An 18,687-nucleotide genomic window follows, 5' to 3' on the forward strand; every position below is an offset into this window, starting at 1 on the left:
AACGGCTCGCGCAAGGGCGTTTTTCTCACGAGCTTACGAGCGCCGGCAATTGTCATCCTGGTCGGCGCGGTGGTGGCGGCCGCGATGCGCGACATCGCGCCGCCCTATATCGAACATGTCTTGCTCGACGCAATTGCCGTGCTGTTTGGCGCAGCGGCGTCGCTAGGCGTTGTCTACACCTTGCTGGCGAGCCTGCTGGCAGGACGGTTTTTCGCGCGCAGCGTCACTGTGCCGAAGCAGTTTCCCGGCGTGACCGTGGTGAAGCCATTGCACGGCGACGAATGGCAATTGTCCGAGCACCTGGAATCATTCTTTAATCAGGATTACCCAGGAGCAGTTCAGTATCTGTTTGGCGTGCATGACGCAAACGATGCTGCGCTCAAACGCGTCGAGGCATTGCGCGTGCGTTATCCGGAAGCGGTCATCACCATCGTTGCAGACGGCCGGCTTTATGGGCCGAACCGCAAGATCGCGAATCTCGTCAATATGCTCGAACACGCGAGCCACGATGTCCTGTGTTTTGCCGATAGCGACGTGAGAGTCGATCGCACGTATCTGCGCAAGGTCGTGGGCACGCTCGACGAGCCGGGCGTAGGACTGGTCACCACGGTCTATCGCGGCTTGTGCGCACCGGGGTTCTGGCCGCGCGTCGGGGCTGCGCTGACGAACTATCACTTCCTGCCCGGCGTGATCACGGGCGTTGCGATCGGGCGCGCGCGGCCCTGCTTTGGACAGACGATTGCGCTCACGCGTGAGACCCTGGAGGCGATTGGCGGCCTGCGTCAGTTCGCGCATCATCTCGCCGAGGATCACGCGCTGGGCGAAGCCGTGCGCCGCATTGGCAAGACAGTGGCGATTCCGCCGCTGGTCGTCGAACACGCGTGCGTCGAAACGACATTCGCGGAGTTCTTCACCCATGAATTGCGCTGGAGCCGCACGATACGCGCGGCGGATCGATCCGGCCATCTTGGCGCTGTGCTGATGCATCCCTTGCCGCTCGCGTTGCTGGCTGTGGCGTTTTCGGGCGGGGCGGCGGCGGCGTGTCTGGTCGCGTGCGCCGCATTGCTGGCACGCACGCTGCTTGTCCTTTGCGTCGATCGCGCCACTCGCAGCCGCACGCGCGGCTTGTGGAACCTGCCGCTCTGCGACATGCTGCAATTTGCCGTCTATTGTGCGAGTTTCGGTTCCTCGGGCGTTGTGTGGCGCGGCATTCGATTCAGCGTAGATGGCAACGGCATGCTGTCGCCGGCGCGCGATGATTGAACGAACCCGCACGGCGACGGCGTCCGCGAAATCAGTGAATGTAACGAACGAAATGAATCAAACAATAGAGCGCGCAAGAGGGCGTGATTGATGAAGCAGCTTGGTCGTATCGCCGCATTGGTGGGTTTTGCCATCGCCGTGTTTCTGGTCTGGCGCGAGCATCCGGAAACGACGTGGCGCTTGATGCGTGAAGCGGGATTGGGGCTCGTGCTCGCGGCCCTCGTCCATATCCTGCCGATGTGGGCGAATGCATGGGACTGGCGCACGCTGATCCGTCCCGCAGAGCGTCCGTCGTTGCTGACGATGCTCAAGATCGTGTGGCTCCGCGAATCGGTGAATGGTCTGTTGCCGGTCGCGCGCGTGGGCGGCGAGATTGTTTCGTTCCGCTTGCTCGGCCGTCTTGGCGTGCGTCCCGCGACTGCGCTGGGCAGTCTCGTCGTCGATATTCAACTGACGCTGATCAGCCAGCTTCTGTTTGCTTTCCTCGCGTGCGCCTATGTGCTCGATGGTTCCAGCTCCGGGACGGCGCGCACCATCAGCACGCTGCTCTGGAGCATCAGTGCTGCTGTGCCCGTGCTGGTGCTGTTTGCGCTGGTGCAGCATGCGAGGCCTTTTGAGCGCTTTGCGCGCGTGCTCAATCAGGTCACGAGCGGCAAGCTGGTCGAACTGGTGGGCAAGTCGGTGCGCATCGACCAGGCCGTCAAGCTGATCTGGCGTCGCAGGGGCACGGTGCTGCGCTATCTGTTCATCTGGCAGACGATTCAATTTATCGGCTTCTCGCTCGAAATCTGGCTGGCGCTGCGTGTGCTCGGCGCGCAGCCGACGCTTGCTCAGGCCTGCGTGATCGAAGCGCTGATCCAGATTGTCAGCAGCATCGCCTTTCTCGTGCCGGCGAGCCTGGGCGTGCAGGAGGGTGGCTTCGTGCTGATCGGCTCGCTGTTCGGTTTCGATGCGCCGACGTGTCTCGCGCTTGCGGGCGCACGCCGTATCCGCGACCTGCTGTTCTATGTGCCGGGTCTGGTCGCCTGGCAACTGGCCGAATATACTTCGTCGCGCGCCGACGAAACGCCGGCCGTAGGCCCTGGCGCACCTGCGCAAAAAACGTGACGCTGGCTGCGCGTTTCGCGATCCGCGGCTGCAACGTCATTCAGAAATTGGCAACTAGCTATGCAAGTACAGATTGCGTCGGATCTTCACCTCGACGCCCTGCAATCGAAGTTTCCCGATAGTCCCGCGCTGGAGGCCGCACCCAACGCCGATCTGCTGATCCTCGCGGGCGATATTCACCTTGGCGCAGCAGGCGTTGACCGGTTTGCCGACTGGCCCGTGCCCGTGGTCTATGTCAGCGGTAATCACGAAGCGTATGGCAGGGGCTATAGCGAAACCGTGAGCGCGATCGCGCAGCGCGCGCAAGGGACGAATATTCATTACCTTGAGCGCAAGGCGGTCGAACTGCACGGCGTGCGTTTTCTCGGCTGCTGCTTGTGGACGGATTACGCGCTGTACGGCGATCGCGAGAAAAGCATGGAATACGCGCGCGAGACGATGTCCGATCATCAGTCGATCGTGCGCGAGGACGGCTCGCCGTTTGGCCCTGAAGAGGCGCTCGCCGAACATCGCCATGCGATTCAGTGGCTCGTGAAAGAACTCGCGACGCCATTTCGCGGCAAGACGGTCGTGATCACACATCATGGCGTGTCGCCGGATTCCGTTCACGAGCGCTTTCGCGATCACCCCGTCAACGCGGGGTTCTTGAGCGACCTGCGCAATCTGCTGCCGTTCGCGGATCTCTGGGTTCATGGGCACGTTCACGATTCCTTCGATTACCGTTCGGGCGGCGCGCGTGTGATCGCGAATCCGCGTGGCTATCCGCTGAATCTCGCGTCGGCGCAATGCGACGCGGATTTGCAGTGGGAAAACCGCGCGTTCAACCCGCATTGCGTCGTCGAGCTTTGATCGTTTTTTTGCTGCGCAGGTTTCAGGTTTGCCGCGTACGCGAGCGACGCGCCTCACGATAGAGCACCTCGGCGCGTTGCCCGAGCGGGCGGTCGCGATCCGTGAGCGAGGGGGCGGCGATCATCGCGCCAGCAATGGCGTCCTCGGCGAGCTGCGAGAGGTAGCGCATCAACGCGCGCTGGGCATCGGCGTCCAGATAGGCGCCGCGCGTCGCCGCCGCTGTCTCCGGTTTGTTGCCGGGCCTGTCCGGTATGTACACCATCGTCGCTGTCCCTGGCCCGTCGGGCCTGTTCTCTGATCCGCAGGCGGTAACACGCCCATCGTCCGCAGCGGGTCAATAGCCTCCAGCGCCCGGCTCCGGGCCGCTATCGCCCCGCTCCTCTCGGCCTACGTTGTACGCGCACCACGCAAACGATGCGGGGAGCATGGCCTGATTAAGCCAAGTCTGAAAAAACGTCAGGTTACGTTGCTTTGACACTTCTTGACGTGCGCCGATGAAGGCCGACTGTCAGCATTGCAGCCGAATAAAAATTCAGGTCTGCGATATGAATCAGAGCTACAGGCTGGTCTTTAACCGTGCGCGCGGCATGCTCGTCCCGGTCGAGGAGACCGCAAGCGCAAGCGGCAAGAGCGGCGCCGGGGAAAGCGCCGTATTTGCAACGGTGGCCGCTGCGCTGCTGGTCGGGGTGGGGAGCGCGTATGCGCAGATCGTCCCGGCGGGCGCGAACGCGCCGAAGGTCATCTCGACGGCCAACGGCCTGCCGCAGGTCAATATCCAGAAACCGACGGGCGCGGGCGTCTCGGTCAACTCCTATAGCCAGTTCGACGTCCAGAAAAACGGCGTCGTGCTCAACAACTCCGCGACGCCAGTCAGCACGCAACTGGCTGGCTATATCAACGGCAATCCTAACTTTGCGCCGGGCCAGGCGGCGAAAATCATCGTCAACCAGGTCAGCAGCGCGAACGCCACGCAATTCAACGGCCCCGCCGAAATCGCGGGCCAGGCCGCAACCTTTGTCCTCGCGAACCCGAACGGGATTTCCGTCAACGGCGGCAACTTCATCAATACGAACCGGGCCGTGCTCACCACCGGCACGCCCGTGATTGACAGCAGCGGGGCGCTCGCCGGGTACAACGTCACGGGCGGGAACATCACCGTCCAGGGCGCGGGCTTCAATGCTGCGAACATCGATCAGGTTGATCTGATCGCGCGCAGCGTGCAGATCAATGCGGCGCTTTACGCCAATACGCTCAACGCGGTCACGGGGACGAACTACGTCGACCATGCCACGCTCGCAGCGACGCCGATCGCGGGCAATGGTGCGCCGTCGCCCGTCTCGATCGACGTCAGCCAGCTTGGCGGCATGTACGCGGGGAAGATCGTTTTAAGCTCGAACGAGCACGGGGTGGGGGTTTCGAACGAGGGCGTGATTGCTGCGCAGGCGGGCGACTTTACGCTCACTGCGGACGGGCTGGTGACGCTCACCGGACGCACCACGGCAAGCGGCAACGTCATTCTCAACGCGAGCCAGGGGATCAGCAACAGCGGCACGACGTACGCGCAGCAGTCGCTCGTTGCGTCGACGGGCGGGGCGCTCGTCAACAGCGGCACGATGGCCGCGCAGGGCAGCACGACGGCGAGCGCGGGCTCGATTGCGTCGACGGGCGCATTCGGCGCGGGCGTCGATAACAACGGCAACGTCAGCGCCAACCCGGGCGCGGGCCTGAACCTGAGCGCCTCGGGACAGTTGAGCGCGACGGGGCAGAACGTCGCGGGCAGCGATGCGTCGATCACGGGCGCGGGCGTCAACCTCTCGGGTAGCGAGACGGCGGCGAACGGCAACCTCACGCTTGCGGCGAATTCAGGCGACCTCAACCTCGCTGGCGCGCGCACCAGCGCGGGCGGGGCGCTGGGTGCAAGCGCGGCGGGGACGCTCGCGAACGACCACGGCACCATGACGGGCGGCAGCGTGACGCTCAACGCCGGGGCGATCTCGAACCAGGGCGGCTCTGTCTCGGCGCAGGGGCCGCTCGTTGCGCAGACCCCCGGCGCAATGGCGAACCAGGGCGGCACGTTCGTCTCGCAGGGCGCGATGCAGGTGCATGGCGGAGCCGTGACGAATACCGGTGGCGCGACCATGCAGGCGGGCGGCGCGTTCTCGCTCGCGGGCACGTCGCTCGACAATACCGGCGGGCAAATCCTTTCGCTGAACGGCGACGGCCTGAACCTGGGCGTCACCGGGGCGCTCGTCAACGGTATCGGCGGCGTGATTGGCGGCAATGGCAACGTCAGCGCGAGCGCGTACACGTTCACGAACGCGGGGCAACTCAGCGCGGTCGCGAATGCGGTTTTGCGGGCGTGGGGGTTTTCGAACAGCGGGACGATCACGGCAGGCGGTGCACTCTCCGCGACTGCAAGCGGCGCACTCTCGAACACCGGCGGCACGATTGCGGCGGCGACCTCGACGACGCTCTCGGGCGCGTCCATCGACAACACGCGCGGCGATATCGAAGGCGCGACGGTGGCGGTGTCGACGCCGGGCGACCTGATCAACGAAGGCGGCTCGATCCTGCAATCGGGCACCGCGAACCAGACCGTGCAGGCGGGCGGCAGGATCGACAACGCGAACGGCGGCAACATCGCCTCGAACGCGGCGAATCTCTCGATCAGCGGCGCGAGCGTCGATAACGACGCGGGCACGATCCAGCACGCGGGCAGCGGGACGCTCGATGTCGGCGCGAACGGGGCGAACGGAACCCTCTCCAACGTCAGCGGCACCATCGCCGCGAACGGCTCGGCGAACCTGCACGGCGCGAACGTCGACAACACGCGCGGCAGCGCCATCGCGAACCAGGGCCTCGCGCTTACGGCGCAGACGCTCACGAACAACGCGGGCAAGCTCGGCGCAGGCGCATCGATGACGGTTAATTCAGGCTTCCTGACGAACGCAGGCGGCTCGATCATCGCGCCGACCCTCACGCTCACGACGGGCGGCACACTCGACAACAGCCAGGGTGATATCGAGGCGAACCAGCTCGCGCTCACGGCGGCGAACCTGCTCAATCACGGCGGCGCGATCACGCAGTACGGCACCGCGACGATGGGCTTTAACGTCGCCGGGACGTTCGACAATTCCGCGGGCGGCACGCTCCAGACGAACGCAGCCGATGCCACGCTTGCGCCCGGGGCGCTGGATAACGACGGCGGCACCATTACGCACGCCGGGACGGGTACGCTGACGGTCAGCGCAGGCAATGACGCGGGAGCCGTCTCGAATGCTGGTGGGACGATCCAGGGCAACGGAAAAATCGCGCTCAATGCGGGCGCGCTCAACAACACCGCCGGGGCGGTCGTCGCGCAGCAGGGACTCGCCGCGATGGTTGGCGGCACGCTCGACAACGCGAATGGCAAGCTGCTGTCGAACACAGACCTGACCGCCAACAGCGGCACGCTCAACAACAACGGCGGGCAGATCGGCGCGAATGCGAGCGCCACGGTTCAGGCGCAATCGCTCACGAACAGCGGCGGCTCGATGGTCGCGCCGGTTCTCACCGTCACGACCGGTGGCATGCTCGACAACAGCGGCGGCGATATCGGGGCGAATGCGCTGTCGCTCAGTGCGCACGACCTGATCAATCACAACGGCTCTATTACGCAATATGGCCTGTCGTCGATGGGCCTCAACGTCACGGGCACGTTCGACAATTCGGCGGGCGGCACGCTCCAGACGAACGCAACCGATGCCATGATTGCGCCCGGGGCGCTGGATAACGACGGCGGCACCATCACGCACGCGGGAACAGGCACGCTGAGCGTGGACACCGGTGCGGGAGCCGTCTCGAACGCAGGCGGCACGATCCAGGGCAACGGAAAAATCGCGCTCGACGCGGGCGCGCTCAACAACGCCGCCGGGGCGGTCATCGCGCAGCAGGGACTCGTCGCGACGGTCGGCGGGGCGCTCGATAACACGAACGGCAAGCTGCTGTCGAACACCGGTCTCGGTGTGACTGGCGGCACGCTCAACAACGACGGCGGGCAGATTGGCGCGAATACGAGTGCCACGGTCGAGGCGTCAACGCTGACGAATGAAGGCGGCTCGATCGTCGCGCCGCAACTCATGGTGAAAACGGGCGGCACGCTCGACAACAGCGGCGGCGATATCGCTGCGAACCAGCTCGCGCTCAGTGCGAGCGACCTGCTCAATCACGGCGGCGCGATCACGCAGTACGGCACCGCGACGATGGGCTTTAACGTCAGTGGCGCGTTCGACAATTCCGCAGGCGGCACGCTCCAGACGAACGCGACCGATGCCACGCTCGCGCCCGGGGCGCTGGATAACGACGGCGGCACTATCACGCACGCGGGAACAGGCACGCTGAGCGTGGACACGGGTGCGGGAGCCGTCTCGAATGCTGGCGGGACGATCCAGGGCAACGGAAAAATCGCGCTCAACGCGGGCGCGTTCAACAACGCCGCCGGGACGGTCGTCGCGCAGCAGGGACTCACCGCGACGGTCGGCGGCACGCTCAATAACACGAACGGCAAGCTGCTCTCGAACACGGAGCTGATCGCCAACAGTGCCACGCTGAACAACAACGGCGGGCAGATCGGCGCGAATGCGAGCGCCACGGTTCAGGCGCAATCGCTCACGAACAGCGGCGGCTCGATGGTTGCGCCGGTTCTCACCGTAAAGACCGGTGGCACGCTCGACAACAGCGGCGGCGATATCGAAGCGAATGCGCTGTCGCTCAGTGCGAACGACCTGATCAATCACGACGGTTCCATTACGCAATATGGCCTGTTGTCGATGGGTTTGAACGTCGCCGGGACGTTCGACAATTCGGCGGGCGGCACGCTGCAAACCAACAGCACCGATTTCACGCTCACGCCGGGCGCACTCGATAACGACCGGGGCAGCATTCTCCACGCCGGAACGGGGACGTTCACGCTCGCGCCCGGCAACGGCGCAGGCTCGCTCTCGAATGTGGGCGGCCGGATCATCAGCGCCGGGGAGATCGAGGCGCAGGCCGCGAGCGTGAACAATGCGGGTGGCGTGCTCGCGGCGCAAGGTGATATCACGTCGACCGTCGCGGGCGACGTCAACAACGCAAACGGCGCGATCCGTGCGCTCGGTTCGGAGACGCTGAACGCGGGCGGTACGCTCACCAACACCAACGGACAGATCCAGTCGGGCACGGGGCAGGCGGGGGACGCGAGCGCGCTCTCGGTGCATGCGGCCTCGGTCGACGATACGGACGGCCTGATCGGCAATCTCGGCACGGGCGACACGACCGTCCAGGCGGCGAACGCGATCGGCAACAGCGGCGGCGTCATCACCGGTAACGGCAAGGTCGCGGTCGACGGCGCACAGGTCGCCAACACGCAGGGCGGGCAGATCAGCGGCGCGGACGTGTCAGTCCAGGGCGGGACGCTCGACAACAGCAATGGCTTGATCGGCAATTTTGCCGGGTCGAGCGGTAACGTCGCTGTCACGGCGGTGGGCGGGCTCACCAATACCAATGGCCAGATCGGCTCGACGAATGACCTGAACGTGAACGCGGCGGCGCTCACGGGCGGCGGCTCGTACAGCGCGGCGCATGACGTCGCGGTGTCGGTGCAGGGCGATTTCACGCCGACGCAGGAACTCGCATTCGCGGCAGGCCATGACCTGACGTTCACGCTGCCGGGCACGTTCACCAACGGCGCGACGCTCGAAGCGGCGAACAATCTCGGCATCAACGCGGGCGATATCGCCAACAGCGGCGTCATGATGGCGGGCGGCACGCTGACGACGCATTCGAATACGCTCGCGAATACCGGAGCCATCATCGGCGGCAGCGTCTCGCTCAACGCCACACAGTCGATCACCAACGTCGGGCCGACCGCATTGATCGGCGCGACCGACAGCAACGGCACGCTCGAACTGCTCGCCTCCGATATCGAGAACCGCGACGATACGACCGCGACCGATACGATGGCGACGACGGCGATCTATGGTCTCGGCAAGGTCGTCCTCGCGGGCGGCAAGGACGCGAACGGCAATTACACCAGCGCGAACCTGATCCGCAACCAGTCGGCCCTGATCGAGTCGGCGGGCGACATGACGCTCGACGCCGCGCAGGTCACGAATACGCGCACGACCATGACGACGACCGGGCTGAACCAGAGCGTCGACCCTGACCTGCTTGAGCAACTCGGGATCACGCTTACGGGCTGCACCGCCATCGTCGCGGCGGCGTGCGATCCCGGGCATCCCTATGTGGGCTGGGTGCTCTCGGGCGACCCGGACGCGATCGGCGGGGCGTTCCCGACGCCGCCGCATGGCGGGCAATGGAACAGCGGCTACCAGTACACGACCTACACGGGTGAAGCGCTCGCGAACCTGATCGCGGGCATCAGCCCGCAGGCGCAGATCATCGCGGGCGGCAACCTTGACACCTCGAAGGTCGGCGTGTTGCAGAACTACTGGAGCGCTATTGCCACGGCAAGCAATATGACCGCGCCCGTCGCGCTCGACCAGAATAGCTGGAAGGGGCAACTCGCGCCCGAGATCCAGGTGACCTACTCGGGCTACTACCATTACACCAACTACGACCACAGCATCGCGGACTGGACGCTGCCGTTCGGCAATGTGCCGTTCAACGGCTCGAACCCGGGCGGCTACCAGATCGCGCCCGCTGACGTTAAGTATTACGGTCTTCCGGACTACGAATCGACGCTGACGATAGGCGGCACGCTTTCAGGAACCGGGATCAGCATCAACAACACGGCGGGCAATGCGGGCATCCCGTCGCTTGGCCTCGCCGCCGGTCAGGCGCTTTCCGGCGTGACGATAGGCGGGATCAGCGGCAGCGCGGGCACGAACGCAGGCGCGGCTTCGTCGGTCAGCGGCAGCGCGGGTACGAACGCGGGCGCGGCCTCGTCGGTCAGCGGCAGCGCGGGCGCGAATGCGGGCGCGGCCTCGTCGGTCAGCGGCAACGCGGGCGGGGCGAAGTCGGGCGCGACGAAGGTCAACGGCTCAGGTATGGTCGATCCGACCATTGCCGCCGCGACCGCACAGACCGTCCTCCAGAACCTCACGATTCCGCAGGGCGGCCTGTTCCGTCCGTCGACCGCGCCGGGTTCGACCTACCTCGTCGAGGGCAATCCGGCCTTCACGAACGCGAAAAACTTCATCTCCAGCGACTACTACCTGCAACAGCTTGGCCTCAATCCGCAGACGACGGAGAGGCGCCTGGGCGACGGCATGTATGAACAGCAACTCGTCCGCGACCAGATCACGAAACTCACCGGCAAGGCGCTGCTCGGCCCGTACACCGATGCGCAGTCGCTCTATCAATCGCTGCTCGCGGCGGGCGCATCGCTCTCGCAGTCGCTCGATCTGCCGCTCGGCATGAGCCTCTCGCCCGACCAGGTCGCAGCGCTCACCAGCAACGTCGTCATCATGCAGACGGAGGTCGTTGACGGGCAGTCGGTGCTCGTCCCGGTCGTCTATCTCGCGAAGGCGAGCCAGGAGAATTTCAGCGGCCCGCTGATCGCCGCGAACGATATCGACCTCCAGAACGCGCAGACCTTCACCAACAGTGGCACGGTCAAGGCGGGCAATACGCTCTCGATCCAGGGCAACCAGATCGACAACGCGTTCGGCACGCTGCAAAGCGGAGGCCTCACGAAACTGACGACAACGGGCAATATCGACCTGACGTCGGCGACCGTGAACGCCGGGAGCCTCGCGGTCAACGCGGGCGGCGACCTGCTGCTCAACACGGCGGTCAAGACCGTCAACCAGGTCAGCGCGACCGGCGCAACGCGTACCACGACCACGCTCGGCCCGATCGCGAACGTGAACGTCACGGGCGACGCGAGCATCGTCACGGGGGGCAACGTCGTGCAGAACGCCGCGAACCTGAACGTTGGCGGCAATCTCGGCATGGCGGTCGGCGGTAACTATGAAATCGGTTCGGTGCAGACCGGCGAGCATAAGGTCGTGACGGGCGCGAACGGCGTATCCGATACGAACCTGAACCAGACGACGGGGAGTTCGATCAAGGTCGGCGGCGTCTCGCAGATCGGCGTTGGCGGCGACCTCACCGCAACCGGTGCGAGCATCAACCTCGGCGGCGGCGGGGTCGTGGCGGCGAACGGCAATGTCACGCTTCAGGCCGCGAAGGCAACTTCGAGCGTCGATAGCAACAGTTCGGGGAGCGACAGTCACGGCAGCTACTCGGAATCGATGCACCTGTCGAGCGACTCGCTCACTGGCACCACGCTCAACGCAGGCAATTCGCTCACGGTGGCCTCGGGCAAGGATATCAACGTTAACGGCAGCGCGATCACGCTCGACAAGGGCACCGCCACGCTCGCGGCGGCGGGCGACGTGAACATCGGCGCGGCGAGCGCGACCTACGTCGACAACACGCAGGAGCAGCACCAGCATAGCAACGTCGTCAGCGGCAAGGAGGTCAGGAGTTCGAGCAACTCGACGGCGACTGTCAGCCAGGGCAGCCTCGTTTCGGCTGATAGCGTATCGGTCTCAAGCGGCAAGGATATCAACGTATTGGGCAGCACCATCGTCGGCACGAATGACGTCGAGATTCAGGCGGCGCATGACGTGAACATCACGACGACGCAGGACAGCGCGCAGTCGTCGGGCACGTACGAGGAGAAGCGCACGGGCTTCGGAACGAGCGGGCTGACGGTGACGGTCGGCAGCAACAAGCTCGCGACGACGAATGAGCAGTCGAGCGTCACGAACAATGCGAGTACGGTCGGCTCGCTCAGTGGCGACCTCTCGATTCAGGCCGGCAACACCCTGCACGTCACGGGCAGCGATCTTTTGGCGGGCGGGAACCTCGCGGGCACGGCGGCGAACGTCATCATCGACTCGGCGACCGATACCGCACACCAGGCGCAGACGCAAAAGCAGAGCAGCAGCGGCCTGTCGATTGGCCTCTCGGGCTCGGTGGGCGACGCGATCAATAACGCCTATTCGCAGGGGCGCGCGATCGGCGAGTCTGCCGGCAGTGGTAACGAGCGCGCCGCGGCGCTCCACGCCATTGCCACGGCGGGCGACACGGCCATCGCGGGCATGGGGGCCTCCGCGCTCACGGGCGGCGCGACTGGCCCACAAGCGCCGGGTATTGGCGTTCAGGTGAGCATCGGGTCGAGCAAGAGTCAGAGCCAGTCGTCGGAGGATCAGACGATCCAGCGCGGCTCGAACGTGCAGGCGGGTGGGACGGCGGCGTTTGTAGCGACCGGCAGCGACCTGACGATTGCGGGTTCGAATGTGAGCGCGAACGATGTGGTGCTCGCGGCGAAGGACAAGGTCAACATCGTCAACACGACGAACACCGATTCGACGCGCAGTTCCAACAGCGCCAGCAGCGCGAGCTTCGGCGTGTCGGTCGGCACGAACGGCGTAGGGATTTCTGCAACGATGGCGAACGCGCACGGCGATGGCAACAGCGACGCGGCGATCCAGAACGCCTCCCATGTGACGGGCGCGAACAGAGTCGCCATCGCCTCGGGCGGCGATACGAACATCATCGGCTCGCAGGTCACGGGCAACCAGATCGCGGCTGCGGTCGGCGGGAACCTGAACGTGACGAGCGTGCAGGACGTGACGAGCAGCGCGGCGCATCAGAGCAGCGCGGGCGGCGGCTTCAGCATCTCCACGACGGGCGGGAGTGCGAGCTTCAGCGCACAGAACGGGCACGCCGACGCCAGCTATGCAGGCGTGAACGAGCAGGCGGGGATTCTGGCGGGCAACGGAGGCTTCGACGTCGCGGTTCAGGGCAACACGGCATTGACTGGCGCAGTGATATCCAGCACGGCGGACGCCTCGAAGAACAGCCTGACAACGGGCACCCTTAGCTATAGCGATATCCAGAACCGGTCGCATTACGATGCGAACAGTAACGGCATCAGTGCCGGTGTTGGCGTCGGCAATACGGGTAAGGCGATTGGCCCTGGCTCGGTGAGCGGCACCCCTGCCGTCACGCCGATGATCTCGCAGAACGAGAACGGCGATTCGAGCGCGACCACGCGCAGCGCCGTGAGCGCGGGGACGATCAACGTGACGAACGCGGGCGCGCAGGTGCAGGACGTCGCGAACCTGAGCCGCGACACGACGAACACGAACGGCACTGTCGCGGCGACCCCGAACGTGCAGAATATCCTGTCGCAGCAGGCCGATACGATGCAGGCGGCGCAGGCGGCGGGCCAGGTCGTGGCGCAGGGTATCGGGGCATATGCCGATAACAAGCGCGAAGCAGCGTCTAAGGCTGGCGACCAGGCAACCGCTGCGGCATGGGATGAAGGCGGCGACAACCGGACGGCGCTGCACATTGCGGGTGGGGCGCTGATTGGCGGGCTGGGCGGCGGTGCGCTCGATGCGCTGGGCGGCGCGGCGGGGGCAGGCGTCGCATCGGCGATGGCGCGCGATCTGGACAGGATATCGAATGGGGTAGCATCGGAAACGGGCTCGCCGCTGATCGGCAACCTGGCCGCAAACATCGTGGCGGGGCTTGGTGGCGCAGTGGTGGGCGGCACGGCGGGCGCAGCGACCGCGTCAAACGTAGACCTCTACAATCGCCAACTTGACCCCAAGGAAAAGACATTGGCCAAGCAACTGGCGGACAAGAGCGGCGGAAAATATACGGAGGCGCAGATCGAGGACCAGATGCGGATCATGGGCGTCAGCGATAACGGCACGAACGAGTCGGGCGCGCCGACGACGCTGATTGGTCAATCACCAACGGATTCTGGCGCAAAGTGGATATCCGGCGGCGCGACGGCAAACGGCCAGCCGATCCTGACACAGTTGACTACGCAGGCCGATCCGCAGTTGCAAAGCTATATCACGGCAAACTACAACAGCGCATCGCCAGGACAGGTGCCGAGCCAGTTCACCTATCAGCAGTCGGGGAGTGGCTCGACGAACATCACCGGCCCATTTACCCAGTTTGATCAATCCGATGCGAACTACGTCCGGGGCACGATTGCAGATACGACTTCGATGATTTCGACCAACGCTGGGCGAATATCGGCGTTAGCGGCAGCCGGCGGCAGCATAACTCCATGCTCCGCAATTTGTGACGGCATCGCGTTTGCCGGGACTGTCGTCGGGACGATCGCAGATGCAGTTGGGCAATTAGCGAAGCCCGATGCTGGGCAATATCTTTTCAACGGATCTACAGCTTTGGCCTCGAATGCTATTTCACTTGCATCGCCCCCCCTCACGCCAGTTGTGAACGAACTAGTGAATCAAGTGAACGGAAGTGGCGTCGCTTCAAACATACAAGACTCGGTTAATAAAATTCTTGGGCCTAAAACCTCCAGCGGAAAACAATGAAGATCAATTTTGTCGACGATGGGAATCTAACTTCGTGGTTTCGCCTGACGCTTATCGCAGTCGGATTTGCGCTCGACGCCATCGCGCTTACATCTAATATCCCAAACATTTGGGCGAGGATTTTGTTGTTGCTCGGTTTCCTATTTGTGATCGTTGGTGGCATGGCCAGTCGGGCTAAATTACTGCACATAAAGCCCTTCGATAACAGCTACAAGAAGGCGCGCAAGAGCTACGAAACGAAGGACGACAAGAATGGCAAACAGGGAGGCACATGAGCGGTGTTGCTTTGTCCTGCGGCATCTGGAAGCTGATCGAGCACGCTATTGAGCAGTACGAGCGTGAGCACGGGCGCAAGCCCGTCGCGCTCATCTTGCATCCCGCCAAAGTTGGCGACTTTTATCGCGGAGCGGGCAGCAATAACGACCTGCTCGACGACGTTTCGATCATCACCAGCGCCCGCTTTGAGTTCCACGATCTCGTCGACGAACACGGCAACAACTTTGATATCTAGCGCGGTTCGCAGCGCTGTCTTTCCCTGACAGACTTATCTCGATTCGCAAGAGTCGAGCGGGACGTCTTTAGCATAACTATTAAAAACCTGAATCAATCCGCACGATGAAAATACGCAGGAGGCTCGCGGCACTGCCGCTCACAGCCCTGGTCACGCTCGCGTCCAACGCGCAGCAGATTCCGGCGGGCGTCGACGAAGCCGCCGCCGCTGCGGCACGCGCGAACGCCGAACAACAGCAGCAGCTACAACGCCAGCGCGAGGCGCAGGCGCGCGACGCGACCGTCTCCGCGCCTTCGGTACGTCCGCAGACCGAGCCAGCCGCAGGTTATCCCGTGCTGCCCGCTGAAACGCCTTGTTTCCGTATCGGCACCTTCGCGCTCGACGTCCCGGCAACGCTCCCCGCTGCGGCACGCAAGGCGGGCGCGTCCGCGCTGCCGCTCGATCGCTTCGCCTTCGCCCGCGAATGGCTCGACCATTACCGGGGGCAATGCGTCGGCAAGGCGGGCATCGACGTCCTGACGAAAGGCCTCCAGCAGGCAATTCTCAATCGCGGGTATGTCACGACGCGCGTACTCGTCCCCGCGCAGGATCTCGCCAGCGGCACGCTCAAACTCACCCTGATCCCGGGCATCGTGCGCGCCGTGCGCCTCGCCGATCCGACGCTATGGGGCACCTGGAAAACAGCGTTCCCCGTCAGCGCGGGCGACGTCCTGAACGTGCGCGATCTTGAGCAGGGTCTCGAACAGATGAAGCGCGTTCCAAACCAGGACGTCGATATGCAGATCGCCCCCGGCAACAGTCCAGGTGAGAGCGACGTCGTGGTCAGCGTCAAGCGCTCGAAGCCCTGGACGTTCGTAGTCTCGGCGGATAACAGCGGCACCGACGCCACGGGGAGATGGCAGGGCAATGTCAGCCTTGGCCTGAACAATCCGCTCGGCTTGAACGATATCCTCTCGCTCGGCGCGAACCAGGATCTTTCATTCGGCAATAAGTCCCTGGGTTCGCACGGTTTCAATGGTTCGTACTCCGTGCCATGGGGTTACTGGACCGCGACGCTCTCGGGCAATACCAACACCTACTATCAGCCGATCGCTGGAACGGGCGGCGAGGTATTCGTCTCAAGCGGCAATTCGCAAACCGCCGCACTGCGTCTCGCGCGCGTGCTCTCGCGCAGCCAGAACGACGTACTCGGCGCATACGTACAACTTTCGAAGCGCTTCGGAGACAGTTTCCTGGAGGATACCGAGATCCCGACGCAGACGCGCAACAACACCTTCCTCGAAATCGGTGCAACGGATCGGCATTACGTCGGTGGCGCGCAGTTCGATGGCTCGCTCGCATACCGGCAGGGCGTCGGGGGCTTTGGCGCGACGCCTGATCCGTACGCGACCGGGCCGACCTATCGCTTTCATATGGCCATACTCGACGCGAACGTCTCCGTCCCGTTCGCGCTCGGGCGCCAGCGCTTTGCTTACGTCGGCACCTTTCACGGGCAATTCACGAACGACACGCTGTTCTACATCGACGACCTGACGATCGGGGGCCGCTATACCGTGCGCGGCTTCGACGGCAATTCGATGCTCGCGGGTGAAAAGGGCTTTTATTGGCGCAACGAATTGCAATGGCCGATCTTCCAGACGGGGCAGATGCTTTACGCCGGGATCGACTACGGGCATGTATTCGGGCCGGGCACAGAAGGCCAGGCGGGGAGGCAGCTAGCGGGTGCAGTGATCGGCCTGCGCGGCGGCATCCCCGCGAAATACGCGGGTTTCAGTTACGACCTGTTCGTTGGTACTCCGATATACAAACCGCGAGGCTTCCCGACTGCGCGGTTCACGGTCGGGATGCAGGCGACGGCACAGTTCTAGCAGGCAGTCCCACAACAAGGAGAACGTCCCATGATGGTAAGTAAGAAAATCTTGTCGAGCCTGATCGGTCTGAGTGTCGTACTGGTCGCGTGCGGGGGAGGCGGGGGCAATAACAGCAGCAATAATGGCAACAGCGGCGGCGATACGGCAGCAGCGGCGGATACCTCGGCCTCCGCTGCTGCGGCGGCATCGGACGCCGCTTCGACCCCTGCGGCGGCTTCGGACACCAGCGCATCGGATGCCGGGGCGGCGTCCGCTCCTGACGCAGCGTCGACGCCCACGCCGGCCGCATTTTACTGTGCAACGGGCTATACGCGGCTCGACATTCCTAGCGGTACGACGCCTGGCTCCAAGTTCACGATGGTCACGAACGACAATATCGCGACGCTTGCGATCACAATGTCGACCAATGGGTTGCCACTGCCGCTGACGCTTTGCCTCGGCAGGCCCGACTCGCTCCCCGCAGGGGTGGTTGCGGACTACGCCTATGAGATCAAGACCAGCAATTACATGTTCGGGCGACTCAACTACATGTTGACGCTCAATTTCAATACGAACGCGCCCGTGACCGGTTTGCCCGCGATCGAGCAGGCGATCGTCACCAGCTCCGGCGTGACCTACGCGCCGACGGTGGCCGGGCCGCTGGTATCCGCGAAACCGAACTACAGCGTCGCCGCGAGGGTGGACTCGCCGGGGCTCTATATCATTCGACTCTCGAAGTGATGTGTGGCGTCAGCCTGACTGCGATAGCCTCGCGCGTGCTCGACGCGTGCCATAGAATGTCTTAGGTGAGGGAGTCAGGCGACACCCGCGCACGTGTGCAGACGCCCTGTTCGTTTGCAGTGGGAAAACCGCGCGTTCAACCCGCATTGCGTCGTCGAGCTTTGATCGTTTTTTTAGCCGTCGGTTGAGATCGTCACCGATTCCCAGGCGGCGATTTCGCTTTCCAGTTCCGCCAGTTTGTTTCTCACGAGCCCGAGCGCATCGCTGCCGAGCAGCAGATGCGCAGGCGGCTTATCCGAGTCGATAGCGGCGAGCATTGCGCGCGCCGCCTTGCGGGGATCGCCCAGTTGTTTGCCGCTTTTTGCTTCGCGCGCCTGGCGGATCGGATCGAAGAGGGCGTCGTAATCGGCGATCGAACGCGGCGTGCGCGTCATCGACCGTCCCGCCCAATCGGTACGGAATGAACCTGGCGCGACGGCGGTCACAGCGATACCAAACGGCTTCACCTCTTTGCCAAGCGCTTCCGTGATACCTTCCAGCGCGAACTTGCTGCCACAATAATAAGTAATGCCAGGCATGGTGATATAGCCGCCCATCGAAGTGATATTCAGAATGTGGCCGCGCCGGCGTATGCGCATGAAAGGAAGCACGGCCTTGATCATCGCGACGGCGCCAAACACGTTCACATCGAATTGCCTTTTCATGGCCGACAGCGGCGATTCTTCGAGAACGCCTTCATGCCCATAACCGGCGTTGTTCACCAGGACGTCGACCGGGCCGACATTCGCCTCGATCTCTGCCACCGCGGCTTCAATCGCATCGAAGTCCGTGACATCGAGCACGCGTGCAAACGCTGCGTCCGTCGCCAGCGCCTCGAAATCGCGCCTGGCCTCTGCACTCCTTACCGTTCCGACGACTGTGTGACCGGCCGCGAGCGCCTCTTGTGCGAGCGCCCGCCCAAAGCCGCTGCTGACGCCCGTGATGAGCAGAATTTTGCTGGATGACATGAAAA

10 protein-coding genes are annotated in these 18,687 nt (G+C 64.0%); 8 read left to right on the forward strand and 2 right to left on the reverse strand.

Going from position 1 to position 18,687, the window contains the following annotated elements; translation table 11 throughout:
- Positions 1–84: 84 nt before the first annotated feature.
- From hpnI to BBA01S_RS23455, 3 genes are all read left to right on the forward strand, one after another.
- A complete protein-coding gene (gene hpnI / locus BBA01S_RS23445) occupies positions 85–1,263 on the forward strand; it encodes a bacteriohopanetetrol glucosamine biosynthesis glycosyltransferase HpnI (RefSeq protein WP_084162509.1) in 1,179 nt (392 codons plus the stop codon).
- 90 nt (positions 1,264–1,353) lie between these two features.
- A complete protein-coding gene (locus BBA01S_RS42325) occupies positions 1,354–2,370 on the forward strand; it encodes a lysylphosphatidylglycerol synthase domain-containing protein (protein WP_042297759.1) in 1,017 nt (338 codons plus the stop codon).
- A gap of 60 nt (positions 2,371–2,430) precedes the next feature.
- The gene (locus BBA01S_RS23455; RefSeq protein WP_027818594.1) at positions 2,431–3,219 is read left to right on the forward strand and encodes a metallophosphoesterase family protein; all 789 of its coding nucleotides are present in this window, start codon (positions 2,431–2,433) and stop codon (positions 3,217–3,219) included.
- A gap of 22 nt (positions 3,220–3,241) precedes the next feature.
- Here the strand turns inward: BBA01S_RS23455 and BBA01S_RS23460 are convergent, their stop codons facing one another.
- Entirely contained in the window at positions 3,242–3,481 is a 240-nt protein-coding gene (locus BBA01S_RS23460; protein WP_027818595.1) for a hypothetical protein, read from the reverse strand.
- A gap of 283 nt (positions 3,482–3,764) precedes the next feature.
- Between BBA01S_RS23460 and BBA01S_RS42330 the strand changes: the two genes are divergently transcribed.
- From BBA01S_RS42330 to BBA01S_RS46045, 5 genes are all read left to right on the forward strand, one after another.
- Positions 3,765–14,573, forward strand: coding sequence for a hemagglutinin repeat-containing protein (locus tag BBA01S_RS42330; RefSeq protein ID WP_052391841.1), 10,809 nt, complete (start codon positions 3,765–3,767; stop codon positions 14,571–14,573).
- Entirely contained in the window at positions 14,570–14,848 is a 279-nt protein-coding gene (locus BBA01S_RS23470) for a hypothetical protein (protein WP_027818596.1), read from the forward strand. The genes BBA01S_RS42330 and BBA01S_RS23470 overlap by 4 nt, the downstream gene beginning before the upstream one ends.
- Positions 14,845–15,084, forward strand: a complete 240-nt coding sequence (locus BBA01S_RS23475; RefSeq protein ID WP_027818597.1) for a hypothetical protein — start codon at positions 14,845–14,847, stop codon at positions 15,082–15,084. The genes BBA01S_RS23470 and BBA01S_RS23475 overlap by 4 nt, the downstream gene beginning before the upstream one ends.
- Before the next feature lie 104 nt (positions 15,085–15,188).
- Positions 15,189–16,952, forward strand: a complete 1,764-nt coding sequence (locus BBA01S_RS23480) for a ShlB/FhaC/HecB family hemolysin secretion/activation protein (protein ID WP_027818598.1) — start codon at positions 15,189–15,191, stop codon at positions 16,950–16,952.
- A 51-nt stretch (positions 16,953–17,003) separates the two neighbouring features.
- Positions 17,004–17,675, forward strand: a complete 672-nt coding sequence (locus BBA01S_RS46045; RefSeq protein WP_156966053.1) for a hypothetical protein — start codon at positions 17,004–17,006, stop codon at positions 17,673–17,675.
- Between the two features lie 173 nt (positions 17,676–17,848).
- On the opposite strand, the gene BBA01S_RS23490 is transcribed toward BBA01S_RS46045, so the two are convergent.
- The gene (locus tag BBA01S_RS23490) at positions 17,849–18,682 is read right to left on the reverse strand and encodes an oxidoreductase (RefSeq protein ID WP_027818600.1); all 834 of its coding nucleotides are present in this window, start codon (positions 18,680–18,682) and stop codon (positions 17,849–17,851) included.
- Between the last annotated feature and the right edge of the window lie 5 nt (positions 18,683–18,687).

The organism is Paraburkholderia bannensis NBRC 103871 (assembly GCF_000685015.1).
GTDB lineage: Bacteria > Pseudomonadota > Gammaproteobacteria > Burkholderiales > Burkholderiaceae > Paraburkholderia > Paraburkholderia bannensis.

Excerpts from the sequence above, each read along its gene's own strand:
- hpnI (WP_084162509.1), top strand. The coding sequence starts at position 85 with ATGCGCGACATCGCGCCGCCCTATATCGAACATGTCTTGCTCGACGCA.
- BBA01S_RS42325 (WP_042297759.1), top strand. The coding sequence starts at position 1,354 with ATGAAGCAGCTTGGTCGTATCGCCGCATTGGTGGGTTTTGCCATCGCC.
- BBA01S_RS23455 (WP_027818594.1), top strand. The coding sequence starts at position 2,431 with ATGCAAGTACAGATTGCGTCGGATCTTCACCTCGACGCCCTGCAATCG.
- BBA01S_RS23460 (WP_027818595.1), bottom strand. The coding sequence starts at position 3,481 with ATGGTGTACATACCGGACAGGCCCGGCAACAAACCGGAGACAGCGGCG.
- BBA01S_RS42330 (WP_052391841.1), top strand. The coding sequence starts at position 3,765 with ATGAATCAGAGCTACAGGCTGGTCTTTAACCGTGCGCGCGGCATGCTC.
- BBA01S_RS23470 (WP_027818596.1), top strand. The coding sequence starts at position 14,570 with ATGAAGATCAATTTTGTCGACGATGGGAATCTAACTTCGTGGTTTCGC.
- BBA01S_RS23475 (WP_027818597.1), top strand. The coding sequence starts at position 14,845 with ATGAGCGGTGTTGCTTTGTCCTGCGGCATCTGGAAGCTGATCGAGCAC.
- BBA01S_RS23480 (WP_027818598.1), top strand. The coding sequence starts at position 15,189 with ATGAAAATACGCAGGAGGCTCGCGGCACTGCCGCTCACAGCCCTGGTC.
- BBA01S_RS23490 (WP_027818600.1), bottom strand. The coding sequence starts at position 18,682 with ATGTCATCCAGCAAAATTCTGCTCATCACGGGCGTCAGCAGCGGCTTT.